Consider the following 20,648-nt stretch of genomic DNA (forward strand, 5'->3'; position numbering starts at 1 on the left):
CCTTAGTGATGGTCGTCGCCACGCAGGTAAATGACCCAGTATGTCAACCCAACCAGCAGACCACCGCCGATGATGTTCCCGATAGTTACCGGAATCAGGTTATCAGTGATGAAGTTCATGACGGTCAGGTGAGAGAAACTTTCCGGAGTTGAACCAACTGCGGTCCAGAATTCCGGGCTTGCAAAGTCGCGGATAACGATACCCAGCGGGATCATAAACATGTTCGCGATACTATGCTCAAACCCGCTGGCAACAAACATTGCCACCGGTAAAACCATAATCATGGCTTTATCCATCAGGCTACGGCCGGAGTAACTCATCCATACCGCAAGGCAGACCATCAGGTTTGCCAGGATACCCAGGCACACGGCTTCAACAAAAGTATGGTGCATTTTGTGGTCGGCGGTTTGCAGAACGTTAAGTCCCCATTGACCGTTGGCAGTCATATATTCGCCTGAAAGCCACATCAGCAATACAAACAGTAAGCAACCAATCAGGTTACCAACATAGACGTTGAGCCAGTTTTTCGCCAGTTGACCCCATGTGATTCTTCCGCTGGCTTTCGCGACAACGATAAGAACGGTTGAGGTAAACAGGTCGGCACCGCAAATAACGCAGAGAATCAAACCCAGTGAGAAGCAGATGCCCCCAATCAGTTTGGCAACCCCGAATGGCATCCCGGCCGTGCCGGTTGTCGCGGTAATATAGAAAACAAAAGCGATAGAGATGAAGACACCTGCGGTGATAGCCAGATAAAACGTCTTTATCGGATGTTTTGTCGCTTTATAGACGCCCGCTTCTTCGGCGACTTTCGCCATGGCAGCAGGGAGTAAAAGATCAAAAGGGTTGTCAGCTTTCACACTAACTCTCTCTTTATGTAAGTTGGCGGTGAGATACTAACAAAGCATTATAGAAGGGAATTTGATGTAGATCATATCCTACCGGAACTATAGGCCTCTTTAGTGTGTGGATTTGCTTATTTATTGAGTTAACTTTTTGTTTTTTAATAAAAAAATAAATTTTAAAATTTACAAATAATGTTGATTATTTTCATTTTGCCCCCGTTTTTCGGTTAATTAAAATGGGGTATTTTTATTAAAATTAACAATATTTGCGGCAGTATTTTATTATTTCTCACCACTAATTAACTTTATAGCTACAACATCGGCGGAAATAGTGCAAAACAGGAAAAAGGGGTCGCAGTCGACCCCCTGTTATCGTCATTTTAACGGAAGAAACGCTTTATTTCGCCCAAAATGCGGCTTTCGCGCGCTGTAGCTTTTCATAGGCCTTCAATAACGACTGATGAGCCGGGAAAGCCATCAAATCGCTGTCAACGGCCTGCAGCCCATAAAACGGTGCTTCTCCGCTGAGCGCGGCGCTGGCAGCTTCTACGGCATCGGCGCCGTACATGCGCACAAAAGCGTTCAGATACTGCAGCGGCTGACGCTCTTCTTCCTGGCTCAGTAGCAGCAGGGTTTGCAGGCAGCGGTAGTAATTGGCGCGCTCGGCGCTAAAGATGGAGGCGTTGAACTCCATCGTCCACTCGGTCCAGATCAACGCCTGCTCGAGATCGCCGCCCGCCAGCGCCAGCATTGCTTTCAGCTCGCCAATGCGCAGGGTATACCAGCCGTTGTCTTTGCCGGTCGCCAGACCCAGCAGTTCGCGCACGCGGGTGAAATCATCGAGGCCTTCATCGTCCATTTGTTCGATAAGCGCCAGATAATCTTCTTTTTCCCACTCGCTTTCCGGCAGGGAAAGAATCGTTTCCCGCAGAGGCGCGCCCATGCTGTTATTCGCCAGCCAAAGGTCTTCCGCCGGATAGATATCAGACATGCCCGGGACAATGATTCGGCAGGCGTAGACGCTCAGGTGTTCGTAATCGGCGATGTAAACTTCTTTATCTTCTTGTTTAAAGATAGCCATCAGAGTGGCGAACTCTTCATCCGTGGTCCCGGAGAAGCTCCAGTCCACGAACGGATAGTCGGCATCCTGCTTAAACATATCCCAGGAGATCAGGCCGCTGGAGTCGATAAAGTGCGTTTCAAGGTTCGCATGTTCGGCGACTTCTTCATCATCGAAGGTTGGCGGCGTGAAAACGTCGAGATCTTTCAGGCTGCGGCCCTGTAGCAGTTCGGTAACGGTACGTTCCAGCGCCACGCCGAAATCGGGATGTGCGCCGAAAGAGGCGAAACAGGTGCCGTTAGCCGGGTTAAACAGTACGACGCAGATAACCGGATATTTGCCGCCGAGCGAACCATCATATGCGAAAATCGGGAAGCCTTCGGCCTCCAGCTTATTGATCGATTCTACTACGCCCGGATACCGCGCCATCACCTCCGCAGGGATCTCCGGCAGGCTGATGCTCTCGGCGATAATGCGGTTCTTAATATGGCGTTCAAACACTTCCGAAAGCCCCTGAACGCGGGCTTCGTTGCGGGTATTGCCCGCGGACATCCCGTTAGAAACGTACAGGTTGCCGACGATATTCATCGGAATATAGATCGTTTCACCATCAGACTGACGGGTGAACGGCAGGCCGCAGACGCCGCGCTCGTCATTACCAGACTGCAGATCCACCAGCATGCTGGCGGTTAACTGCTCGTCAGGATCGTAGAACGCGCGCAGGCGGGCATCCAGCAGGCCTTCCGGCACGTCGTCATCGTCGGTTAACGGGAACCATTTTTCATTAGGGTAATGGACGAAAGGGCCATTCGCGATGGTCTCGCCCAGCCAGAAATCGGCAAAGAAATAGTTAGTCGAGAGGCGCTCAAAGTACTCTCCGAGCGCGGAGGCCAGCGCGGCTTTCTTGGTGGCGCCTTTGCCGTTGGTGAAGCACAGGGCGCACTCTTTATCGCGGATATGCACTGACCAGACGTGCGGTACCGGGTTGAGCCATGAGGCCTCTTCAATATCAAATCCGAGGTCGAGCAACTTCTGCTGGAAGCGAGCGATGGAATCTTCCAGGGCGGCATCTTTGCCGGGTATAAATGTTTGAGTCATGGCGGTCACTTTTATCGTACGTAAAGCGCGCAATGATACGGGTTTTAGATGACGGGTGCTATCTCCATCGTCTGGCTATGCTTATGTCACTCAATAACTGTTCAGGCGTAAAACATGAAGACATTTGACTGGCATCGTATGGCACTGGATAAAGTGCCCGTGGAATTTCTGGCCGAGGTGGCATTACGGAGCCTCTACACCTTCGTACTGGTATTTATTTTTCTCAAGATAACCGGGCGGCGGGGCGTTCGTCAGATGTCTCTGTTCGAAGTGCTCATCATTTTGACTCTCGGTTCGGCCGCGGGCGACGTCGCATTTTACGATGACGTCCCTATGCTGCCGGTACTGGCGGTTTTTATTACGCTGGCGCTGCTGTATCGATTGATTATGTGGCTGATGGGGCATAGCGAAAAACTTGAGGATCTGCTGGAAGGCAAGCCGATTATTGTTGTGGAAAACGGCGAGCTGGCATGGGAGAAACTGCAGGCGGAAAACATGACCGAATTTGAATTTTTTATGGAGCTGAGAATCAGCGGGGTTGAACAACTGGGACAGGTGCGGCTGGCTATTCTGGAAACTAACGGCCAGATCAGCCTCTATTTCTACGAGGATGAAGATGTTAAAGCCGGACTCTCCATTCTTCCTTCCCGCTTTACCGATCGTTTTACCACTATTCCCCGGGACGACCATTATGCCTGCGTTCGCTGTAGCGCAATCCTTACGCTACGCGCCGGGGATAAGCAATTATGCCCTCGCTGCGCAAATGCAGAATGGTCGAAGGTCAGCCGGGCAAAAAGAGTCACTTGACAGCAATTATGTCGGTTTTATGACGTCAAGCTGGCAGATTCTTTTGTGTGAGCGAGGCCGCATTTCCCCGACGCTCAGTTTTAGCCATTGCGGTGCGTGTCACTGAATGATAAAACCGATAGCCACAGGAATAACTTATGCCCGCGACGGTTCGCGGGTAAATAACATAGCAAGTGGTGAGGGGAAATGGCTCAGGTCTATAACTTCAGTTCAGGCCCGGCAATGCTGCCGGCGGAAGTACTCAAACTGGCGCAAAAGGAACTGTGCGACTGGAACGGTTTGGGAACGTCGGTGATGGAAATCAGCCACCGTGGCAAAGAGTTCATTAAGGTGGCTGAAGAGGCGGAACAGGATTTTCGCTCCCTGCTCAATATTCCTTCCAATTATAAAGTTTTATTCTGCCACGGCGGCGGTCGCGGACAGTTTGCCGGTATCCCGCTGAACCTGCTTGGCGATAAAACCGTTGCCGACTACGTCGATGCCGGCTACTGGGCGGCCAGCGCGGTAAAAGAAGCGCATAAATACTGCACGCCGAACGTGATCGACGCCAAAATTACCGTTGACGGCCTGCGCGCGGTTAAGCCGATGAGCGAATGGCAGCTGACTCCGGGCGCTGCCTACCTGCACTACTGTCCGAACGAAACCATTGACGGTATTGCCATTGAAGAAGCGCCAAACTTTGGCGACGATGTGGTCGTCACGGCGGATTTGTCATCGACGATTTTATCCCGTGAAATTGACGTTAGCCGCTATGGCGTGATCTACGCCGGCGCGCAGAAAAACATCGGCCCTGCTGGTCTGACGCTGATTATTGTGCGCGAAGATCTGCTGGGTAAAGCCAGCGTAGCCTGCCCATCGATTCTGGATTACTCCATTCTGTCCGCCAATGACTCCATGTTTAACACGCCGCCGACATTTGCCTGGTACCTGTCAGGTCTGGTGTTTAAATGGCTGAAAGAGCAGGGCGGGGTTGCCGCTATGGATAAAATCAACCAGCAGAAAGCCGACCTGCTCTATAGCACCATCGATAACAGCGCTTTCTATCGCAACGATGTCGCTGCGGCGAACCGCTCGCGCATGAACGTGCCGTTCCAGCTGGCGGACAGCGCGCTTGATAAACTGTTCCTCGAAGAGTCCTTTGCCGCCGGTCTGCATGCGCTGAAGGGCCACCGTGTCGTGGGCGGCATGCGTGCTTCCATCTATAACGCCATGCCGCTGGCGGGCGTGAAGGCGCTGACCGACTTTATGCAGGACTTCGAACGCCGTCACGGTTAATCGCTGTCGTGTTTTTCATCCCCGCAGCCGCTCTGCGGGGTTTTTATTCTGTTTGTTTGAGAGTTGAGTTTAATGGAATCCCTGACGTTACAACCCATCGCACGCGTAGATGGCACGATTAACCTGCCCGGGTCCAAGAGTGTTTCTAACCGTGCCTTGCTGCTGGCGGCTTTGGCCCGGGGCACTACGGTGCTGACCAACCTGCTGGATAGCGACGATGTACGCCACATGCTGAATGCCCTGAGCGCGCTGGGAGTTCATTATACCCTGTCTTCCGATCGTACTCGCTGTGAAGTCACCGGCAACGGCGGCCCTCTGCAGGCGGCTGAAGCACTAGAACTGTACCTCGGTAATGCTGGAACGGCGATGCGTCCGCTGGCGGCTGCGTTATGTTTAGGCCGTAACGATATTGTGCTGACCGGCGAACCGCGAATGAAAGAGCGGCCGATTGGCCACCTGGTTGACGCGCTGCGTCAGGGCGGAGCGCAGATTGATTACCTGGAGCAGGAAAACTACCCGCCGCTGCGCCTGCGCGGCGGTTTCAGCGGCGGCCAGGTTGAAGTGGACGGCAGCGTTTCCAGCCAGTTTCTGACCGCGCTGCTGATGGCGGCTCCGCTGGCGCCGCAGGATACCGCGATCGTGATTAAAGGCGATCTGGTTTCCAAACCTTATATCGATATCACGCTGCACCTGATGAAAACCTTTGGCGTTGAGGTTGAAAACCAGTCTTATCAGCGCTTTATCGTGCGCGGCAATCAACACTACCTCGCGCCGGGCGACTATCTGGTGGAAGGCGATGCCTCCTCGGCATCCTACTTCCTCGCCGCTGGCGCGATCAAAGGCGGTACGGTGAAGGTCACCGGTATTGGCCGCAACAGCGTACAGGGTGATATCCGTTTTGCCGATGTGCTGGAAAAAATGGGCGCAACCGTTACCTGGGGCGATGACTTTATTGCCTGCACCCATGGTGAACTGAACGCCATCGATATGGATATGAATCATATTCCGGACGCGGCGATGACGATCGCCACGGCAGCCCTGTTTGCGAAAGGCACCACGACTCTGCGCAACATCTATAACTGGCGGGTCAAAGAGACCGACCGTCTGTTTGCTATGGCCACGGAGCTACGTAAAGTGGGAGCAGAGGTTGAAGAGGGGGAGGATTACATCCGCATTACTCCACCTGCGAAGCTTCAGTTTGCTGAGATCGGCACCTGGAACGACCACCGTATGGCAATGTGCTTCTCGCTGGTGGCACTTTCCGATACGCCGGTCACCATCCTTGACCCGAAATGTACGGCGAAAACGTTCCCGGACTACTTCGAGCAGCTGGCACGAATCAGTACGCCGGCCTGAATGACGTGAGTTTAAGGTAAAAACGCCGACCATCGTGTCGGCGTTTTTTTATGTCTGCTTGTCGGGCGGGAAACTAAATGCTAGCCTTGGCTGCTTGTAAATGCAGGATTTATAAGCATTTAATATGAAAATCAATGGATGATTGATATGAGAAATACAAAAGTAATGCTGGCTTTAGCGGTTTCCGCCACGTTGTTGGCAGGTTGTAAAAATATGCAGGGGATGGACACCAACGCCCTCGTAAGTTCAGGGATGACGGCCTACAAAGCGGCAACGCTTTCTGACGCTGAAGTCAAAGCGCTTTCCGACGATGCTTGTAAGCAAATGGATAGCGAAAATAAACAGGCCGGCGCTTCAAGTAAGTACACCAAACGTCTGAATAAAATTGCCAAAGCGCTTGGAAATAACATCAATGGTACCCCGGTGAACTATAAGGTTTATATGACGTCAGATGTCAATGCCTGGGCAATGGCCAACGGCTGCGTGCGCGTCTATAGCGGCCTGATGGACATGATGACCGATAATGAAGTTGAAGCTGTACTGGGCCATGAACTGGGTCACGTCGCGCTGGGCCACTCGCGTAAAGCGATGCAAACCGCGTATGCAACCGTCGCCGCGCGTGATGCCATTTCGGCAACCGGCGGAGCGGCTGCAAGTCTGTCAAAATCCCAGTTGGGCGACATTGGCGAGGGGATGATCAACTCAGCCTTCTCTCGTTCGCAGGAGTCGGACGCCGATGATTTCTCTTACGATTTGCTGAAGAAGCGCAAAATCAGCACCCAAGGCTTGGTGGGAAGCTTCGAAAAACTGGCCAGTCTTGACGCCGGGCGTAGCAAATCTCTGTTCGATTCACACCCACCTTCAACAGAACGCGCGCAGCATATTCGCGACCGTATCGCCGCAGATAAACAGTAAAACGACATCATCTTCCGGGCTGTTGCTCTGACAGCCCGCTATAATTGCACAATTCTTCCGCAGGAGATTTCCTGTTATCCGTAATTTACAAGCAATGCTCACTTTCTGTCGTAGAGATGCGTATAATGCGCGGCGTTTATATATTGATGCGCCCTGCTGAAGGAGAAAAAGATGACGGCAACAGTTCCGGTAATCACCATTGATGGGCCTGGCGGTGCGGGCAAAGGCACCTTATGCAAGGCAATGGCAGAAACGCTGGGCTGGCATCTGCTCGATTCTGGGGCGATTTATCGCGTGCTTGCTCTCGCGGCCCTACATCATCATGTGGATGTGGAATCCGAAGAGGCGCTGGTGCCGCTGGCTGCGCACCTGGATGTGCGTTTTGTCTCTACTGACGGTAGCCTGGAAGTGGTTCTGGAGGGGGAGGATGTTAGCGCTGAAATTCGCACTCAGGATGTTGCCAACACGGCATCTAAAGTGGCTGCTTTTCCTCGCGTGCGTGAAGCATTGCTCCGCCGCCAGCGAGCCTTTCGCGAATTGCCGGGCCTGATCGCCGACGGACGCGATATGGGCACCGTCGTATTCCCTGATGCGCCGGTGAAAATTTTCCTTGACGCTTCCGCGGAAGAACGTGCTCATCGCCGCATGCTCCAGTTGCAGGAAAAGGGCTTTAGTGTTAACTTTGATCGCCTTTTATCCGAGATAAAAGAGCGCGACGATCGCGATCGCAATCGTACAGTCGCGCCGCTGATCCCGGCTGCCGATGCTTTAGTTCTTGATTCAACAGAACTAAACATTGAGCAAGTGATTGAAAAAGCGCTACAATATGCGCGCGAAAAACTGGCTTCCGCTTAATTGTCTTATCGAAAAAGCACAAGAGCCTCCGAATTTTAGCAGTACCCCCGCAGCAATGGAGTGTTAGCGGGTATGTTAAACAACCCCATCCGGCATGGAGCCAGGTGGACGTTAAATATGAAACCTGAAGATTAAACATGACTGAATCTTTTGCTCAACTATTTGAAGAATCCTTAAAAACAATCGAAACCCGTCCGGGTTCCATCGTTCGTGGTGTTGTTGTTGCTATCGACAAAGACGTAGTACTGGTTGACGCCGGTCTGAAATCTGAGTCTGCCATTCCGGCAGAGCAGTTCAAAAACGCCCAGGGCGAGCTGGAAATCCAGGTTGGTGACGAAGTTGACGTTGCTCTGGATGCAGTAGAAGACGGCTTCGGTGAAACCCTGCTGTCCCGTGAGAAAGCTAAACGTCACGAAGCTTGGATCACGCTGGAAAAAGCTTACGAAGACGCTGAAACTGTAGTCGGTATTATCAACGGCAAAGTTAAAGGTGGCTTCACTGTTGAGCTGAATGGTATTCGTGCGTTCCTGCCGGGCTCCCTGGTAGACGTTCGTCCGGTGCGCGACACGCTGCACCTGGAAGGCAAAGAGCTTGAATTCAAAGTCATCAAGCTGGACCAGAAACGTAACAACGTTGTTGTTTCTCGTCGTGCCGTTATCGAATCCGAAAACAGCGCAGAGCGCGATCAGCTGCTGGAAAACCTGCAGGAAGGCATGGAAGTTAAAGGTATCGTTAAGAACCTCACTGACTACGGTGCATTCGTTGATCTGGGCGGCGTTGACGGCCTGCTGCACATTACCGATATGGCATGGAAACGCGTTAAGCATCCGAGCGAAATCGTAAACGTTGGCGACGAAATCACTGTTAAAGTGCTGAAGTTCGACCGCGAACGTACTCGTGTATCTCTGGGCCTGAAACAGCTGGGCGAAGATCCGTGGGTAGCTATCGCTAAACGTTATCCGGAAGGTACCAAACTGACCGGTCGCGTGACCAACCTGACCGACTACGGCTGCTTCGTTGAAATCGAAGAAGGCGTTGAAGGCCTGGTTCACGTTTCCGAAATGGACTGGACCAACAAAAACATCCACCCGTCCAAAGTTGTTAACGTTGGCGATGTAGTGGAAGTTATGGTTCTGGATATCGACGAAGAACGTCGTCGTATCTCCCTGGGCCTGAAGCAGTGCAAAAACAACCCATGGCAGCAGTTCGCGGAAACCCACAACAAGGGTGACCGTGTTGAAGGTAAAATCAAGTCTATCACTGACTTCGGTATCTTCATCGGCCTGGACGGCGGCATCGACGGCCTGGTTCACCTGTCTGACATCTCTTGGAACGTTGCAGGCGAAGAAGCAGTTCGTGAATACAAAAAAGGCGACGAAATCGCAGCAGTTGTTCTGCAGGTTGACGCAGAGCGTGAGCGTATCTCTCTGGGCGTTAAACAGCTCGCAGAAGATCCGTTCAACAACTGGGTTGCACTGAACAAGAAAGGCGCAATCGTAAACGGTAAAGTGACTGCAGTTGACGCTAAAGGCGCAACCGTAGAGCTGGCTGACGGCGTTGAAGGTTACCTGCGCGCTTCTGAAGCTTCCCGTGACCGCGTTGAAGATGCAACTCTGGTTCTGAGCGTTGGCGACGACGTTGAAGCTAAATTCACCGGCGTTGATCGTAAAAACCGTGCAATCAGCCTGTCTGTTCGTGCGAAAGACGAAGCTGACGAGAAAGATGCAATCGCAACTGTTAACAAACAGGAAGATGCAAACTTCTCTAACAACGCAATGGCTGAAGCTTTCAAAGCAGCTAAAGGCGAGTAATCTTAGTCTTTCGGGTTACAACAACCTGAATTACGACGAGTTTACTTGACAGATTGCGGGATTCGTCCTGTAATCAAGCACAAAGGGCGGCTACGGCCGCCCTTGTTTAAGCTGTTAGCTAATTTTGCCTTGAAGGAAACCGGAGGAATAATGACCAAGTCAGAATTGATAGAAAGACTTGCCAGCCAGCAATCTCACATTCCTGCGAAAGCAGTGGAAGATGCTGTTAAAGAAATGCTGGAGCATATGGCCTCAACGCTTGCTCAAGGCGAGCGCATTGAAATCCGCGGTTTCGGCAGCTTCTCTCTGCATTATCGAGCACCCCGCACCGGGCGTAACCCAAAAACTGGCGATAAAGTTGAACTGGAAGGTAAATACGTTCCGCACTTTAAGCCGGGCAAAGAATTACGCGACCGCGCCAATATTTACGAAGAGTAAGTTTCGCCGATCGGCGACAACATACTTAAACGTTAAAAAAGCACCCTCGGGTGCTTTTTTTATGACTTTTAATCTCTCTTTGAAGCTACCTCGCAAAACGCAGGTTCTGTTGCACCAGAAAAGTAAATTCTCTGGATAGCGCGATGCAGTTTCTCTCCGTCCTCAGAGACAGCCTGCCTGTTTAGCGTAACACTCCCTCTGACAGGGAGGTGCTCATGCGTTTACCACAACTTGCGGGCTGCGTGATTATCGGTATCCTGCCGCTACTCTGGTTGCCCGTTCTGCCCGGGCGGTGGGTTACCTGGGGGTTAATGGTCCTGGCGCTACTCATTGCGCAATGTCGGCGCAGACCTGCGCAATACGCGGCATTGATAACGCTGTTTTTTGTCTGGGGAGTGCTCAGCGCTCGCCAGACGCTATGGCCGACAGAGAGGTTAACGGACAAGAATCAGCGGGTTGAAGTTGAGCTGACCGCAACGGACGGGCAGACAACGCATCAGGGCAAAATTATTCGTCTGGATGGGCGTCGGCTGTTTCCTGCTCCGGGGATTAGCCTCTACGGCAACTATCTGCCAGAAACGCCCTGCGCAGGCCAGGTTTGGGCCATGACGCTGCGGGCGCGTCCAGTCCACGGTCAGCTCAACGATGGCGGTTTCGATAGCCAACGCTATGCATTAGCGCAGCATCGTCCGTTAACCGGGCGCTTTATCACGGCTGAAATCCGGGAGCGAAACTGCAGTTTGCGAGCGCGTTATCTGGCTTCGCTGAATCACACGCTGGCCGCGTTGCCGTGGCAATCGGTGATGCTAGGGTTAGGCATGGGGGAGCGTCTGGCGATACCTCGCGAGATAAAATCCCTGATGCAGGAAACCGGCATATCGCACCTGATGGCGATTTCTGGCTTACATATCGCGCTGGGGGCTTCTCTGGGCTGGTTGCTGCTCAGGGGCGCGCAATTCTTTCTCCCGTGCCGCTGGCTTGGCTGGCGGGCGCCGCTGCTTATGGGCCTGGCGAGCGCGATATTTTACGCTGGGCTAACCGGCATGCAGCCGCCGGCGCTGCGCACCTGCGTCGCGCTGGCTGCGGGGGGCGCGCTGAGGCTATCCGGAAAACGCTGGTCGCCATGGCAGCTATGGGTCTGCTGCATTGGCGCAATACTGTTTGCCGATCCGCTGGCAATGTTATCCGAAAGCCTGTGGCTATCAGCGTTCGCCGTAGCGGCGCTTATTTTCTGGTATCAACTGGCGCCGATGCCGGCCGGCAAAAAGAACTGGCTACTGCGTCAAAGCCTTGCGTTATGCCACCTGCAGATCGGATTGATGTTCCTGCTCGCTCCTCTACAGATCGCTCTGTTTCACGGTATAAGCTTAACGTCCGTGGTCGCCAACTTTATCGCCGTGCCTCTGGTGACCTTTGTCGTCGTCCCGTTGATCCTGGCAGCCATGTTTTTACACCTCTGCGCGCCGTCTATCATTGAGATGGCGGTCTGGCAATCAGCGGACAGGATCCTGGCTATCTTATTCTGGTTATTACGCCAGCTGCCGTCCGGCTGGCTGGGGCTTGACGCTCGCTGGCTTGGGATAAGCATAGTGCCGTGGCTGGCGCTGATCGTCTGGCGCTTTCACGCCTGGCGGACGGCGCCCGCATTTTGCTTGACCTGCCTCGTGCTGCTGAGCAGGCCGTTCTGGCGAAGCGCCTCAGTTGACGAATGGCGAGCCACTATGCTGGACGTAGGGCAGGGGCTGGCGGTGGTCATTGAACGTCAGGGCGCGGCGTTTCTCTATGACACCGGGCTTGCCTGGCCTGATGGCGACAGCGGCCAGCAGATTATTATCCCGTGGCTACGCTGGCACCATTTGCAGCTGGAGGGGATCGTTCTCAGCCACGAGCATCTCGATCACCGCGGTGGGCTCAACTCAGTGTTAAAAGCATGGCCGCAGACAGCGGTGCGCAGCCCGCTGGGCTGGGCTGGTCATTTAGCGTGCCGGCGCGGAGAAACCTGGCAGTGGCGAGGCTTAACCTTTCGCGCGCTTTGGCCGCTGCCTGGAGCGACAAAAGCGGGAAATAATCGCTCTTGCGTGGTGCGAATTGACGATGGGCAGTACAGTATTCTGCTGACCGGGGATATTGAAACGCCGGCGGAGCTGGCGATGATTAGCCACTACTGGCAGCATCTTGCGTCTACACTTATCCAGGTTCCGCACCACGGCAGTAATACCTCGTCAGGGATAGCCCTACTGCGGAGCGTTGGCGGCAAGGCGGCGCTTGCTTCCGCTTCTCGCTATAACGCCTGGCGTATGCCATCAGCGAAAGTGATTCAGCGCTACCGGAATCAGCGTTATCAATGGTTCGATACGCCGCATCAGGGGCAAATTACGGTCGTTTTTTCCCCGGACGGCTGGCAAATCCATGGCTTACGGGATCAAGTTTTACCTCGTTGGTATCATCAGTGGTTTGGCGGGAAGGCGTAGAACGGGTAGAATATGCGGCTATTTCAACACAAGCTGGTTTATTGAATGCAGAACGATAAAGATCTCTCCACGTGGCAGACCTTCCGCCGACTCTGGCCGATTATAGCGCCGTTTAAACCCGGGCTAATCGTTGCAGCGGTAGCGTTAGTGCTTAACGCGGCTAGTGATACCTTCATGCTATCGCTTCTTAAACCGTTATTGGATGATGGTTTTGGTAAAACGGATCGCTCCGTGCTGATATGGATGCCGCTGGTGGTGATCGGGTTAATGATTCTGCGCGGCATTACCAGCTACGTTTCAAGCTACTGTATCTCCTGGGTGTCCGGCAAAGTCGTGATGACGATGCGCCGTCGTTTATTCAGCCATATGATGGGGATGCCGGTTGCCTTCTTTGACAAACAGTCCACCGGGACGCTGTTATCGCGTATTACCTATGATTCTGAGCAGGTCGCGTCCTCTTCCTCCAGCGCGCTGATTACCGTTGTGCGTGAAGGCGCATCGATTATTGGCCTGTTCGTTATGATGTTCTACTACAGCTGGCAACTGTCAGTGATTCTGATCGTGCTGGCGCCGATCGTGTCTATTGCTATTCGCGTGGTCTCGAAGCGTTTCCGTAATATCAGCAAGAATATGCAGAACACCATGGGACAGGTGACGACCAGCGCAGAGCAGATGCTGAAAGGGCACAAAGAAGTGCTGATGTTTGGCGGCCAGGCCGTCGAAACCAAACGTTTTGATAAAGTCAGCAATAAGATGCGTCTGCAGGGGATGAAAATGGTCTCCGCGTCGTCAATTTCTGATCCGATTATCCAGCTGATCGCCTCTCTGGCTCTGGCTTTCGTGCTCTATGCTGCCAGCTTCCCGAGCGTGATGGAGACGCTGACGGCCGGGACCATCACCGTTGTTTTCTCCTCGATGATCGCGCTGATGCGCCCGCTGAAATCGCTGACTAACGTCAACGCGCAGTTCCAGCGCGGGATGGCCGCCTGTCAGACCCTTTTCGCCATTCTTGATTCCGAGCAGGAGAAGGATGAAGGCACGCGGGTTATCGAACGCGCGAAGGGCAACCTCGAATTTAAAAACGTCACCTTCAGATACCCAGGACGCGAAGTCGCCGCCCTGCGCAATATCGACCTGAATATTCCGGAAGGGAAAACCGTGGCGCTGGTCGGGCGCTCGGGCTCGGGTAAGTCGACCATCGCCAGCCTTATTACGCGTTTCTACGATGTTGATGATGGACAGATCTTGCTGGACGGCCACGACCTGCGTGAATACACCCTGAGCTCCCTGCGCGATCAGGTTGCGCTGGTGTCGCAAAACGTCCATCTCTTTAACGATACCGTAGCGAATAACATCGCCTATGCGCGTACCGAAGAGTACAGCCGCGAGCAGATTGAGGAAGCGGCGCGTATGGCTTATGCCATGGATTTTATCAACAAAATGGACAATGGCCTGGATACGATTATCGGTGAAAACGGCGTGATGCTTTCCGGCGGCCAGCGTCAGCGTATCGCAATCGCTCGCGCCCTGCTGCGTAACAGCCCGATCCTGATCCTCGACGAAGCCACATCGGCGCTGGATACCGAATCCGAACGCGCGATTCAGGCCGCGCTGGACGAACTGCAGAAAAACCGCACCTCGCTGGTTATTGCCCACCGTCTGTCGACGATTGAGCAGGCTGATGAGATCGTGGTGGTGGAAGATGGTCAGATCGTTGAGCGCGGCAGCCATACCGATCTGCTTGAGCACAAGGGCGTCTACGCTCAGCTGCATAAGATGCAGTTCGGCGCATGATTGCTCGTATCTGGTCCGGTGAGTCGCCCTTATGGCGGCTGCTGCTTCCGCTCTCCTGGCTCTATGGCCTGGTGAGCGGGTTGATACGGCTTAGCTATAAACTGGGCTGGCGAAAAGCCTGGCGAGCGCCGGTGCCGGTCGTGGTGGTGGGTAACCTGACCGCAGGCGGCAATGGTAAAACGCCGGTTGTCGTCTGGCTGGTGGAACAGCTCCAGCAGCGCGGTATTCGCGTTGGTGTCGTTTCACGCGGCTACGGCGGTAAAGCAGCGAGCTATCCGCTGCTGCTTAATCCGGATACCCGCACCGGGGAAGCGGGGGATGAGCCGGTACTGATTTACCAGCGTACCGGCGCGCCGGTTGCCGTCTCGCCGGTACGCAGCGATGCGGTACAGGCCCTGCTTGCCGCCAAGGATCTTCAGCTTATCGTCACTGATGATGGCCTGCAGCACTATAAGCTGGCGCGCGACAAAGAAATTGTGGTGATTGACGGCGTGCGCCGTTTTGGCAACGGCTGGTGGCTGCCCGCCGGGCCTATGCGTGAGCGCGCTTCGCGTTTACGCAGCGTGGATGCGGTTATTGTTAACGGGGGCCTCGCCCGCCCGGGAGAAATTCCGATGCAGCTTCGCCCCGGACTGGCGGTGAATCTGCGGACCGGTGAACGCCGGGATGTCGCGGCGTTTGACAACGTGGTGGCGATGGCCGGAATCGGCCACCCTCCGCGTTTCTTCGCCACTCTTGAAAGCTGCGGCGTACAGCCGGTCAAAACCGTTGCCCTGGCCGATCATCAGGCATTGACGCAGAGCGCTGTCGCTGCCCTGGCGACAGCGCGGCAAACTCTGCTGATGACCGAAAAAGACGCGGTGAAGTGCCGCGAGTTTGCGCAGGCAAACTGGTGGTATCTCCCGGTCGACGCGATAATGACTGATGAACGCGCGCAGCGGTTGCTCACTGACTTAATTACGCTGGCGCAACGCTGATTTTGTCCATCACCGCTTGCGCCTGAACCCTTAACGGAGTAGCTGCATGCCGGTATTGTCCCTCTCGCTTAAAGATGCCCGCCATCTCCACCTCGCCGCGCAGGGGCTGCTGAAAAAGCCCCGTCGTCGCGCCAGGCCCGAGGACATTCTACAGACCATCAGGCAGATGTCCCTGCTGCAAATCGATACCATCAACGTGGTTGCCCGCAGTCCTTACCTGGTGCTTTTTAGCCGCCTTGGCCGCTATCCTCAGGGCTGGCTGAACGAGGCGCTCCGCGCCGGCGAGCTGATGGAGTACTGGGCGCACGAAGCCTGTTTTTTACCGCGCAGCGACTTTTCGCTGGTGCGTCACCGCATGTTGGCGCCGGATAACATGGGCTGGAAATATCACAAAGCGTGGATGACCGAGCACGCCGCAGGCATTCAGGAGCTGCTGGCCCATATTGCTGAAAATGGCCCGGTGCGCTCGGCCGACTTCGAGCATCCGCGCAAAGGCGCCAGCGGCTGGTGGGAGTGGAAACCGCATAAGCGCCATCTTGAAGGTTTATTTACCGCCGGTGAAGTGATGGTTATCGAGCGGCGTAATTTTCAGCGCGTTTACGACCTGACCCATCGGGTGATGCCGAACTGGGACGATGCGCGAGATGGGCTCTCTCAGGAGCAGGCTGAAGCCATTATGTTACGCAATAGCGCTCGTAGCCTGGGGATTTTTCGCGCGCAGTGGCTGGCGGATTATTATCGTCTGCGTCAGCCCCCGCTGCCGCTGCTGCTGGCGAGTTGGCAGGATGAGGGGCTGGTGGTGCCGGTTAACGTTGAGACGCTGGGCGAAATGTGGCTTCACCGTGATGCCCTGACGCTGCTGGAGTCCTCTCCCGGCGGCAGGCTCGCCGCCAGCCACAGCGCCGTGCTCTCGCCTTTCGATCCGGTCGTATGGGATCGCAAACGAGCGGAACAGCTGTTTAGCTTTACCTACCGCCTGGAGTGCTACACCCCCGCGCCGAAACGGCAGTACGGCTATTTTGTGTTACCGCTGCTGCACCAGGGGAGACTGGTTGGCAGAATGGACAGCAAAATGCACCGTAAAACCGGCGTGCTGGAAATTATCGCCCTGTGGCTGGAAGAGGGGGTAAAGGTGACGTCCGGGCTGGAGAGTGGGCTAAAACGCGCCATTGATGATTTTGCCCTCTGGCAGGGCGCCGCGCGAGTGACCTGCGGACGGCTACCTCCGGCGCTTTTTGCCGGCCTGCAGCAGGGTTGGGAAATTGACGCCGCCTGAGCCCACGTGTGATATGCTGCTGAAGAATCTATTCGGTCCATCTGGAGGAATCATGGATCACCGTTTACTTGAAATTATCGCCTGTCCGGTTTGTAACGGTAAGCTGTATTACAGCCAGGATAAGCAAGAACTGATCTGCAAACTTGATCGCCTGGCTTTTCCGCTGCGTGAAGGCATTCCCGTACTGCTGGAAACCGAAGCGCGCCCGCTTCCTGTAGAAGAGAGCCAGTCATGAGTTTCGTGGTTATCATCCCCGCGCGCTTTGCTTCTACCCGCCTGCCAGGGAAACCGCTCCAGGATATCAACGGCAAGCCGATGATTGTCCACGTTCTGGAACGCGCGCGCGAATCCGGTGCCGAGCGTATCATCGTTGCTACCGACCATCCGGACGTGGCCCATGCGGTGGAAGCCGCCGGTGGCGAAGTCTGCATGACGCGTGAAGATCATCAATCTGGTACCGAACGCCTTGCCGAAGTGGTCGAAAAATGCGCCTTCAGCGATGACACCATCATCGTTAACATTCAGGGCGACGAGCCGATGATCCCGCCAGCCATCGTGCGGCAGGTGGCCGAAAATCTGGCGGCAAGCACGAGCGGTATGGCGACCTTAGCGGTGCCAATCCACGATGCGGAAGAAGCGTTTAATCCGAATGCGGTGAAGGTCGTGATGGATGCTGAGGGCTATGCGCTCTACTTCTCACGCGCCACCATTCCGTGGGATCGCGATCGTTTCGCCAAATCCCGCGAGGCTGTTGGCGATTCGCTGCTGCGCCATATTGGGATTTATGGCTATCGCGCCGGATTTATCCGCCGCTATGTTAGCTGGGCACCGAGCCCGCTGGAGCAAATAGAGATGCTCGAGCAGCTGCGCGTGCTGTGGTACGGCGAGAAAATCCATGTCGCGGTGGCGGAAGTGGTTCCCGGTACGGGTGTCGATACACCGGAAGATCTGGAGCGCGTTCGCGCGGAGCTGCGTTAATCCCTCCGTCCCCTCCGCCAGGAGGGGATATCCCCAGGCCGTTATTCCATACTTTTTTACGTCAATTTTGATCTCACCCGATGACAACCCCGGCGCAGGCGCTCATTATGAATCCGGTAGTATTCATAGGGGTAATCAGAAATGGAACAGTTGCGTACCGAGCTGAGCCACCTGCTGGGTGAAAAACTAAGCCGCGTGGAGTGCGTCAGCGAGAAACCCTCGTCGGCGCTGTGGTCGCTATATGATGCACAGGGAAACCCAATGCCGCTGCTGGCGCGCAGCTTTACGACGCCGGGGGTGGCGCGCCAGCTGGCGTGGAAAATATCGACCCTCGCGCGAAGCGGCACCGTGCGTATGCCGGTTGTCTACGGCGTAATGACGCATGAAGAGCATCCCGGCCCCGATGTTCTGCTGATCGAACGGCTGCGCGGCGTCTCGGTTGAAGCCCCCGCCCGCACGCCGGAGCGCTGGGAGCAGCTGCAGGAGCAGATCGTTGAAGCGCTGCTGGCCTGGCACCGCCAGGACAGCGGCGGCTGCGTCGGGATGGTCGATAGTACTCAGGAAAACCTCTGGCCGTACTGGTATCGCCAGCGCGTGGAGGTGCTATGGAGCACGCTGAATCTTTATCATGATACCGGCCTGACGATGCAGGATAAACGCATTCTGTTCCGCACCCGCGAATGCCTTATGGATTTGTTTAAAGATTTCAATGATAACTGCGTGCTGGTACACGGTAGCTTCACGCTGCGCAGCATGCTTAAAGATCCGCGCAGCGATCAGCTGCTGGCGATGGTCGGGCCGGGTATGATGCTCTGGGCGCCGCGGGAATATGAGCTATTCCGTCTGGCCGATAGCGGTCAGGAGGAGGAGCTGCTGTGGCACTATCTCCGGCGGGCGCCGGTGGCGGAAGCGTTTCTCTGGCGGCGCTGGCTGTATCTGCTGTGGGACGAAGTGGATAATCTGGTGAATACCGGGCGCTTTGACCGCACCCGGTTTGATCTGGCGGCTAAATCAATCCTGCCCTGGATCGCCTGAGGATCCTTTCAGCCATTGCCAGATGCGGCCTAGCGTTTCGTAACCCACCCGATCGCTATGCATGAGCCAAACGGGCGAAGGAATTGCTCGCTCCCATGGGTTGAGCGGTGACTCAATCGCCAACTGGTTGGCCGGCGCGGGCAGGGGGGTTAGCCCGGCGCGGCGAAAGAAAATCATCGCCCGCGGCAGATGCGAGGCGGAGGTAACCAGCAGGAACGGCGCATCGCCTATCGCCTCCTTCACCGCAGCGGCTTCTTCTTCGGTGTCTTTGGGTTTATCCAGAACGATGATTTCGCTGCGCGGTATCCCCAGACTCTCGGCAACTCTGGCCCCGGCTTCCGCCGTGCTGACTGGATTCGTTTTTGCCGCGGCGCCGGTAAAAATGAGTTTCGAGCCCGGGTTTTCATACCACAGGCGGATCCCCTCCGTCAGCCGCGGCAGGCTGTTGTTGATGAGATTTGAGCTGGGGGCCCAGTTCGGATTCCAGGTGTAGCCGCCGCCAAGCACGACGACATACTGCACGCGCTTTTCATCTCTCCACGTCGGGTATTTATCTTCAATCGGCTTTAGCAGGCTATCGGCTACGGGTTGCAGGCTCAACAGCAGTAACAGTAGCCAGCCGAGGCTGACGCAGAGCTTGCCGGTGCGCTGGAAACGGCTAAACCACAGCAGTGCGATCCCGAGCGCAATCAGCAACAGCAGCAGGGGAAGCGGCAGCATCATGCCGCCTAAAACCTTTTTCAGCGTAAAAAGCATGCCGTACGGTTCCTTTTTTAACCATCTAACTAAAGATATACCCGGATCTTACAACAGATCGCTTCATTCTCCGCGCGGGTATGACAAAATAGCGGCTTTGTGTTGGCGTGTGGAGTCACCCGTGCAGGATCGTAATTTCGATGATATTGCTGAAAAGTTTTCGCGCAATATATATGGCACCACCAAAGGCCAGCTGCGGCAGGCGATCCTCTGGCAGGATCTGCAACCGCTGCTGAACCAGCTGGGGCCTGGGCCATTGCGAGTTCTTGACGCGGGCGGCGGCGAGGGACAGACGGCGATCAAAGTGGCGGAAATGGGCCATCACGTCACGTTATGCGATCTTTCCGGTGAAATGGTGGCTCGCGCCAGGCAGGCGGCTGCCGATAAAGGTGTGATCGACAACATGCATTTTGTACAATGCGCGGCTCAGGATATTGAGCAGCATTTGGAAAGTCCGGTCGATCTGATACTGTTTCATGCGGTGCTGGAATGGGTAGCCGAACCTCAGGCGATGTTGCGTACGCTGTGGGCGATGCTGCGTCCCGGCGGCGCGTTGTCGCTGATGTTCTACAATGCTAACGGTCTGTTGATGCACAATATGGTCGCCGGAAATCTCGACTATGTGCAAATCGGCATGCCGAAAAAGAAAAAACGCACGCTGTCGCCGGACTATCCGCGCGATCCGCAGCAGGTTTACGGCTGGCTGAAAGAGATTGGCTGGCAGATTACCGGTAAGACAGGCGTACGGGTGTTTCATGATTATCTGCGTGAAAAACACCAACAGCACGACAAATTTGCGGCGCTGCTGGAGCTGGAAACGCGCTACTGTCGCCAGGAGCCGTATATTAGCTTAGGCCGTTATATTCACGTCACCGCGCTTAAGCCGCAGATGCAAGGATAA

General features: G+C 54.9%; 18 protein-coding genes. 15 read left to right on the forward strand and 3 right to left on the reverse strand.

The features are described 5' to 3' along the window. Positions 1-2: 2 nt before the first annotated feature. Together focA and ycaO are read right to left on the reverse strand one after the other, a co-directional pair. Positions 3-860, reverse strand: coding sequence for a formate transporter FocA (gene focA, locus KOSB73_RS12205; protein WP_004849465.1), 858 nt, complete (start codon positions 858-860; stop codon positions 3-5). Between the two features lie 382 nt (positions 861-1,242). Further along, the gene (ycaO, locus tag KOSB73_RS12210; RefSeq protein WP_004871670.1) at positions 1,243-3,003 is read right to left on the reverse strand and encodes a 30S ribosomal protein S12 methylthiotransferase accessory factor YcaO; all 1,761 of its coding nucleotides are present in this window, start codon (positions 3,001-3,003) and stop codon (positions 1,243-1,245) included. Positions 3,004-3,117: 114 nt separating this feature from the next. Here ycaO and KOSB73_RS12215 point away from each other — a divergent pair, with 114 nt between their 5' ends. The 14 genes from KOSB73_RS12215 to KOSB73_RS12285 all read left to right on the forward strand — a co-directional run bounded on the left by KOSB73_RS12215 (position 3,118) and on the right by KOSB73_RS12285 (position 18,991). Continuing rightward, positions 3,118-3,810 (forward strand): DUF421 domain-containing protein, encoded by a 693-nt coding sequence (locus tag KOSB73_RS12215; RefSeq protein ID WP_024360079.1) that lies wholly within the window; start codon positions 3,118-3,120, stop codon positions 3,808-3,810. 186 nt (positions 3,811-3,996) lie between these two features. Further along, positions 3,997-5,085 carry a 3-phosphoserine/phosphohydroxythreonine transaminase gene (gene serC, locus KOSB73_RS12220; RefSeq protein WP_024360078.1) on the forward strand — a complete coding sequence of 363 codons (1,089 nt, stop codon included), beginning with the start codon at positions 3,997-3,999 and terminating at the stop codon, positions 5,083-5,085. A gap of 72 nt (positions 5,086-5,157) precedes the next feature. Continuing rightward, a complete protein-coding gene (gene aroA / locus KOSB73_RS12225; RefSeq protein WP_064371666.1) occupies positions 5,158-6,441 on the forward strand; it encodes a 3-phosphoshikimate 1-carboxyvinyltransferase in 1,284 nt (427 codons plus the stop codon). A 147-nt stretch (positions 6,442-6,588) separates the two neighbouring features. Beyond that, positions 6,589-7,356, forward strand: coding sequence for a metalloprotease LoiP (gene loiP / locus KOSB73_RS12230; RefSeq protein ID WP_024360076.1), 768 nt, complete (start codon positions 6,589-6,591; stop codon positions 7,354-7,356). Between the two features lie 171 nt (positions 7,357-7,527). Continuing rightward, entirely contained in the window at positions 7,528-8,211 is a 684-nt protein-coding gene (gene cmk / locus KOSB73_RS12240; protein ID WP_024360075.1) for a (d)CMP kinase, read from the forward strand. Positions 8,212-8,348: 137 nt separating this feature from the next. Beyond that, on the forward strand, positions 8,349-10,022 hold the full coding sequence (gene rpsA / locus KOSB73_RS12245) for a 30S ribosomal protein S1 (RefSeq protein ID WP_004100702.1): 1,674 nt from the start codon (positions 8,349-8,351) through the stop codon (positions 10,020-10,022). A gap of 150 nt (positions 10,023-10,172) precedes the next feature. Next, entirely contained in the window at positions 10,173-10,460 is a 288-nt protein-coding gene (gene ihfB / locus KOSB73_RS12250) for an integration host factor subunit beta (RefSeq protein ID WP_004100704.1), read from the forward strand. Between the two features lie 215 nt (positions 10,461-10,675). After that, positions 10,676-12,931, forward strand: a complete 2,256-nt coding sequence (locus KOSB73_RS12255; RefSeq protein ID WP_049090029.1) for a ComEC family protein — start codon at positions 10,676-10,678, stop codon at positions 12,929-12,931. Positions 12,932-12,976: 45 nt separating this feature from the next. Next, positions 12,977-14,725, forward strand: coding sequence for a lipid A ABC transporter ATP-binding protein/permease MsbA (gene msbA / locus KOSB73_RS12260; protein WP_024360073.1), 1,749 nt, complete (start codon positions 12,977-12,979; stop codon positions 14,723-14,725). Beyond that, positions 14,722-15,702: a tetraacyldisaccharide 4'-kinase gene (gene lpxK / locus KOSB73_RS12265; protein ID WP_049087517.1), complete on the forward strand. Its 981-nt coding sequence runs from the start codon at positions 14,722-14,724 to the stop codon at positions 15,700-15,702. The genes msbA and lpxK overlap by 4 nt, the downstream gene beginning before the upstream one ends. A gap of 46 nt (positions 15,703-15,748) precedes the next feature. After that, complete coding sequence (locus KOSB73_RS12270; RefSeq protein WP_049087516.1) at positions 15,749-16,978, forward strand: winged helix-turn-helix domain-containing protein; 1,230 nt, start codon at positions 15,749-15,751, stop codon at positions 16,976-16,978. 52 nt (positions 16,979-17,030) lie between these two features. After that, the gene (gene ycaR / locus KOSB73_RS12275) at positions 17,031-17,213 is read left to right on the forward strand and encodes a protein YcaR (RefSeq protein WP_004130952.1); all 183 of its coding nucleotides are present in this window, start codon (positions 17,031-17,033) and stop codon (positions 17,211-17,213) included. Continuing rightward, positions 17,210-17,956: a 3-deoxy-manno-octulosonate cytidylyltransferase gene (kdsB, locus tag KOSB73_RS12280; protein ID WP_004871641.1), complete on the forward strand. Its 747-nt coding sequence runs from the start codon at positions 17,210-17,212 to the stop codon at positions 17,954-17,956. Before ycaR ends, kdsB begins: the two co-directional genes overlap by 4 nt. Positions 17,957-18,097: 141 nt before the next feature. Then, complete coding sequence (locus KOSB73_RS12285; RefSeq protein WP_024360069.1) at positions 18,098-18,991, forward strand: YcbJ family phosphotransferase; 894 nt, start codon at positions 18,098-18,100, stop codon at positions 18,989-18,991. Here KOSB73_RS12285 and elyC read toward each other — a convergent pair. Then, positions 18,968-19,747, reverse strand: a complete 780-nt coding sequence (gene elyC / locus KOSB73_RS12290) for an envelope biogenesis factor ElyC (RefSeq protein ID WP_004871635.1) — start codon at positions 19,745-19,747, stop codon at positions 18,968-18,970. The two genes, KOSB73_RS12285 and elyC, sit on opposite strands and share 24 nt — an antisense overlap. A 121-nt stretch (positions 19,748-19,868) precedes the next feature. On the opposite strand from elyC, the gene cmoM reads away from it, so the two are divergent. After that, positions 19,869-20,648, forward strand: a complete 780-nt coding sequence (gene cmoM / locus KOSB73_RS12295; RefSeq protein WP_064410967.1) for a tRNA uridine 5-oxyacetic acid(34) methyltransferase CmoM — start codon at positions 19,869-19,871, stop codon at positions 20,646-20,648.

The sequence above is a fragment of the Klebsiella grimontii genome, assembly GCF_900200035.1.
Taxonomy (GTDB): Bacteria; Pseudomonadota; Gammaproteobacteria; order Enterobacterales; family Enterobacteriaceae; genus Klebsiella; species Klebsiella grimontii.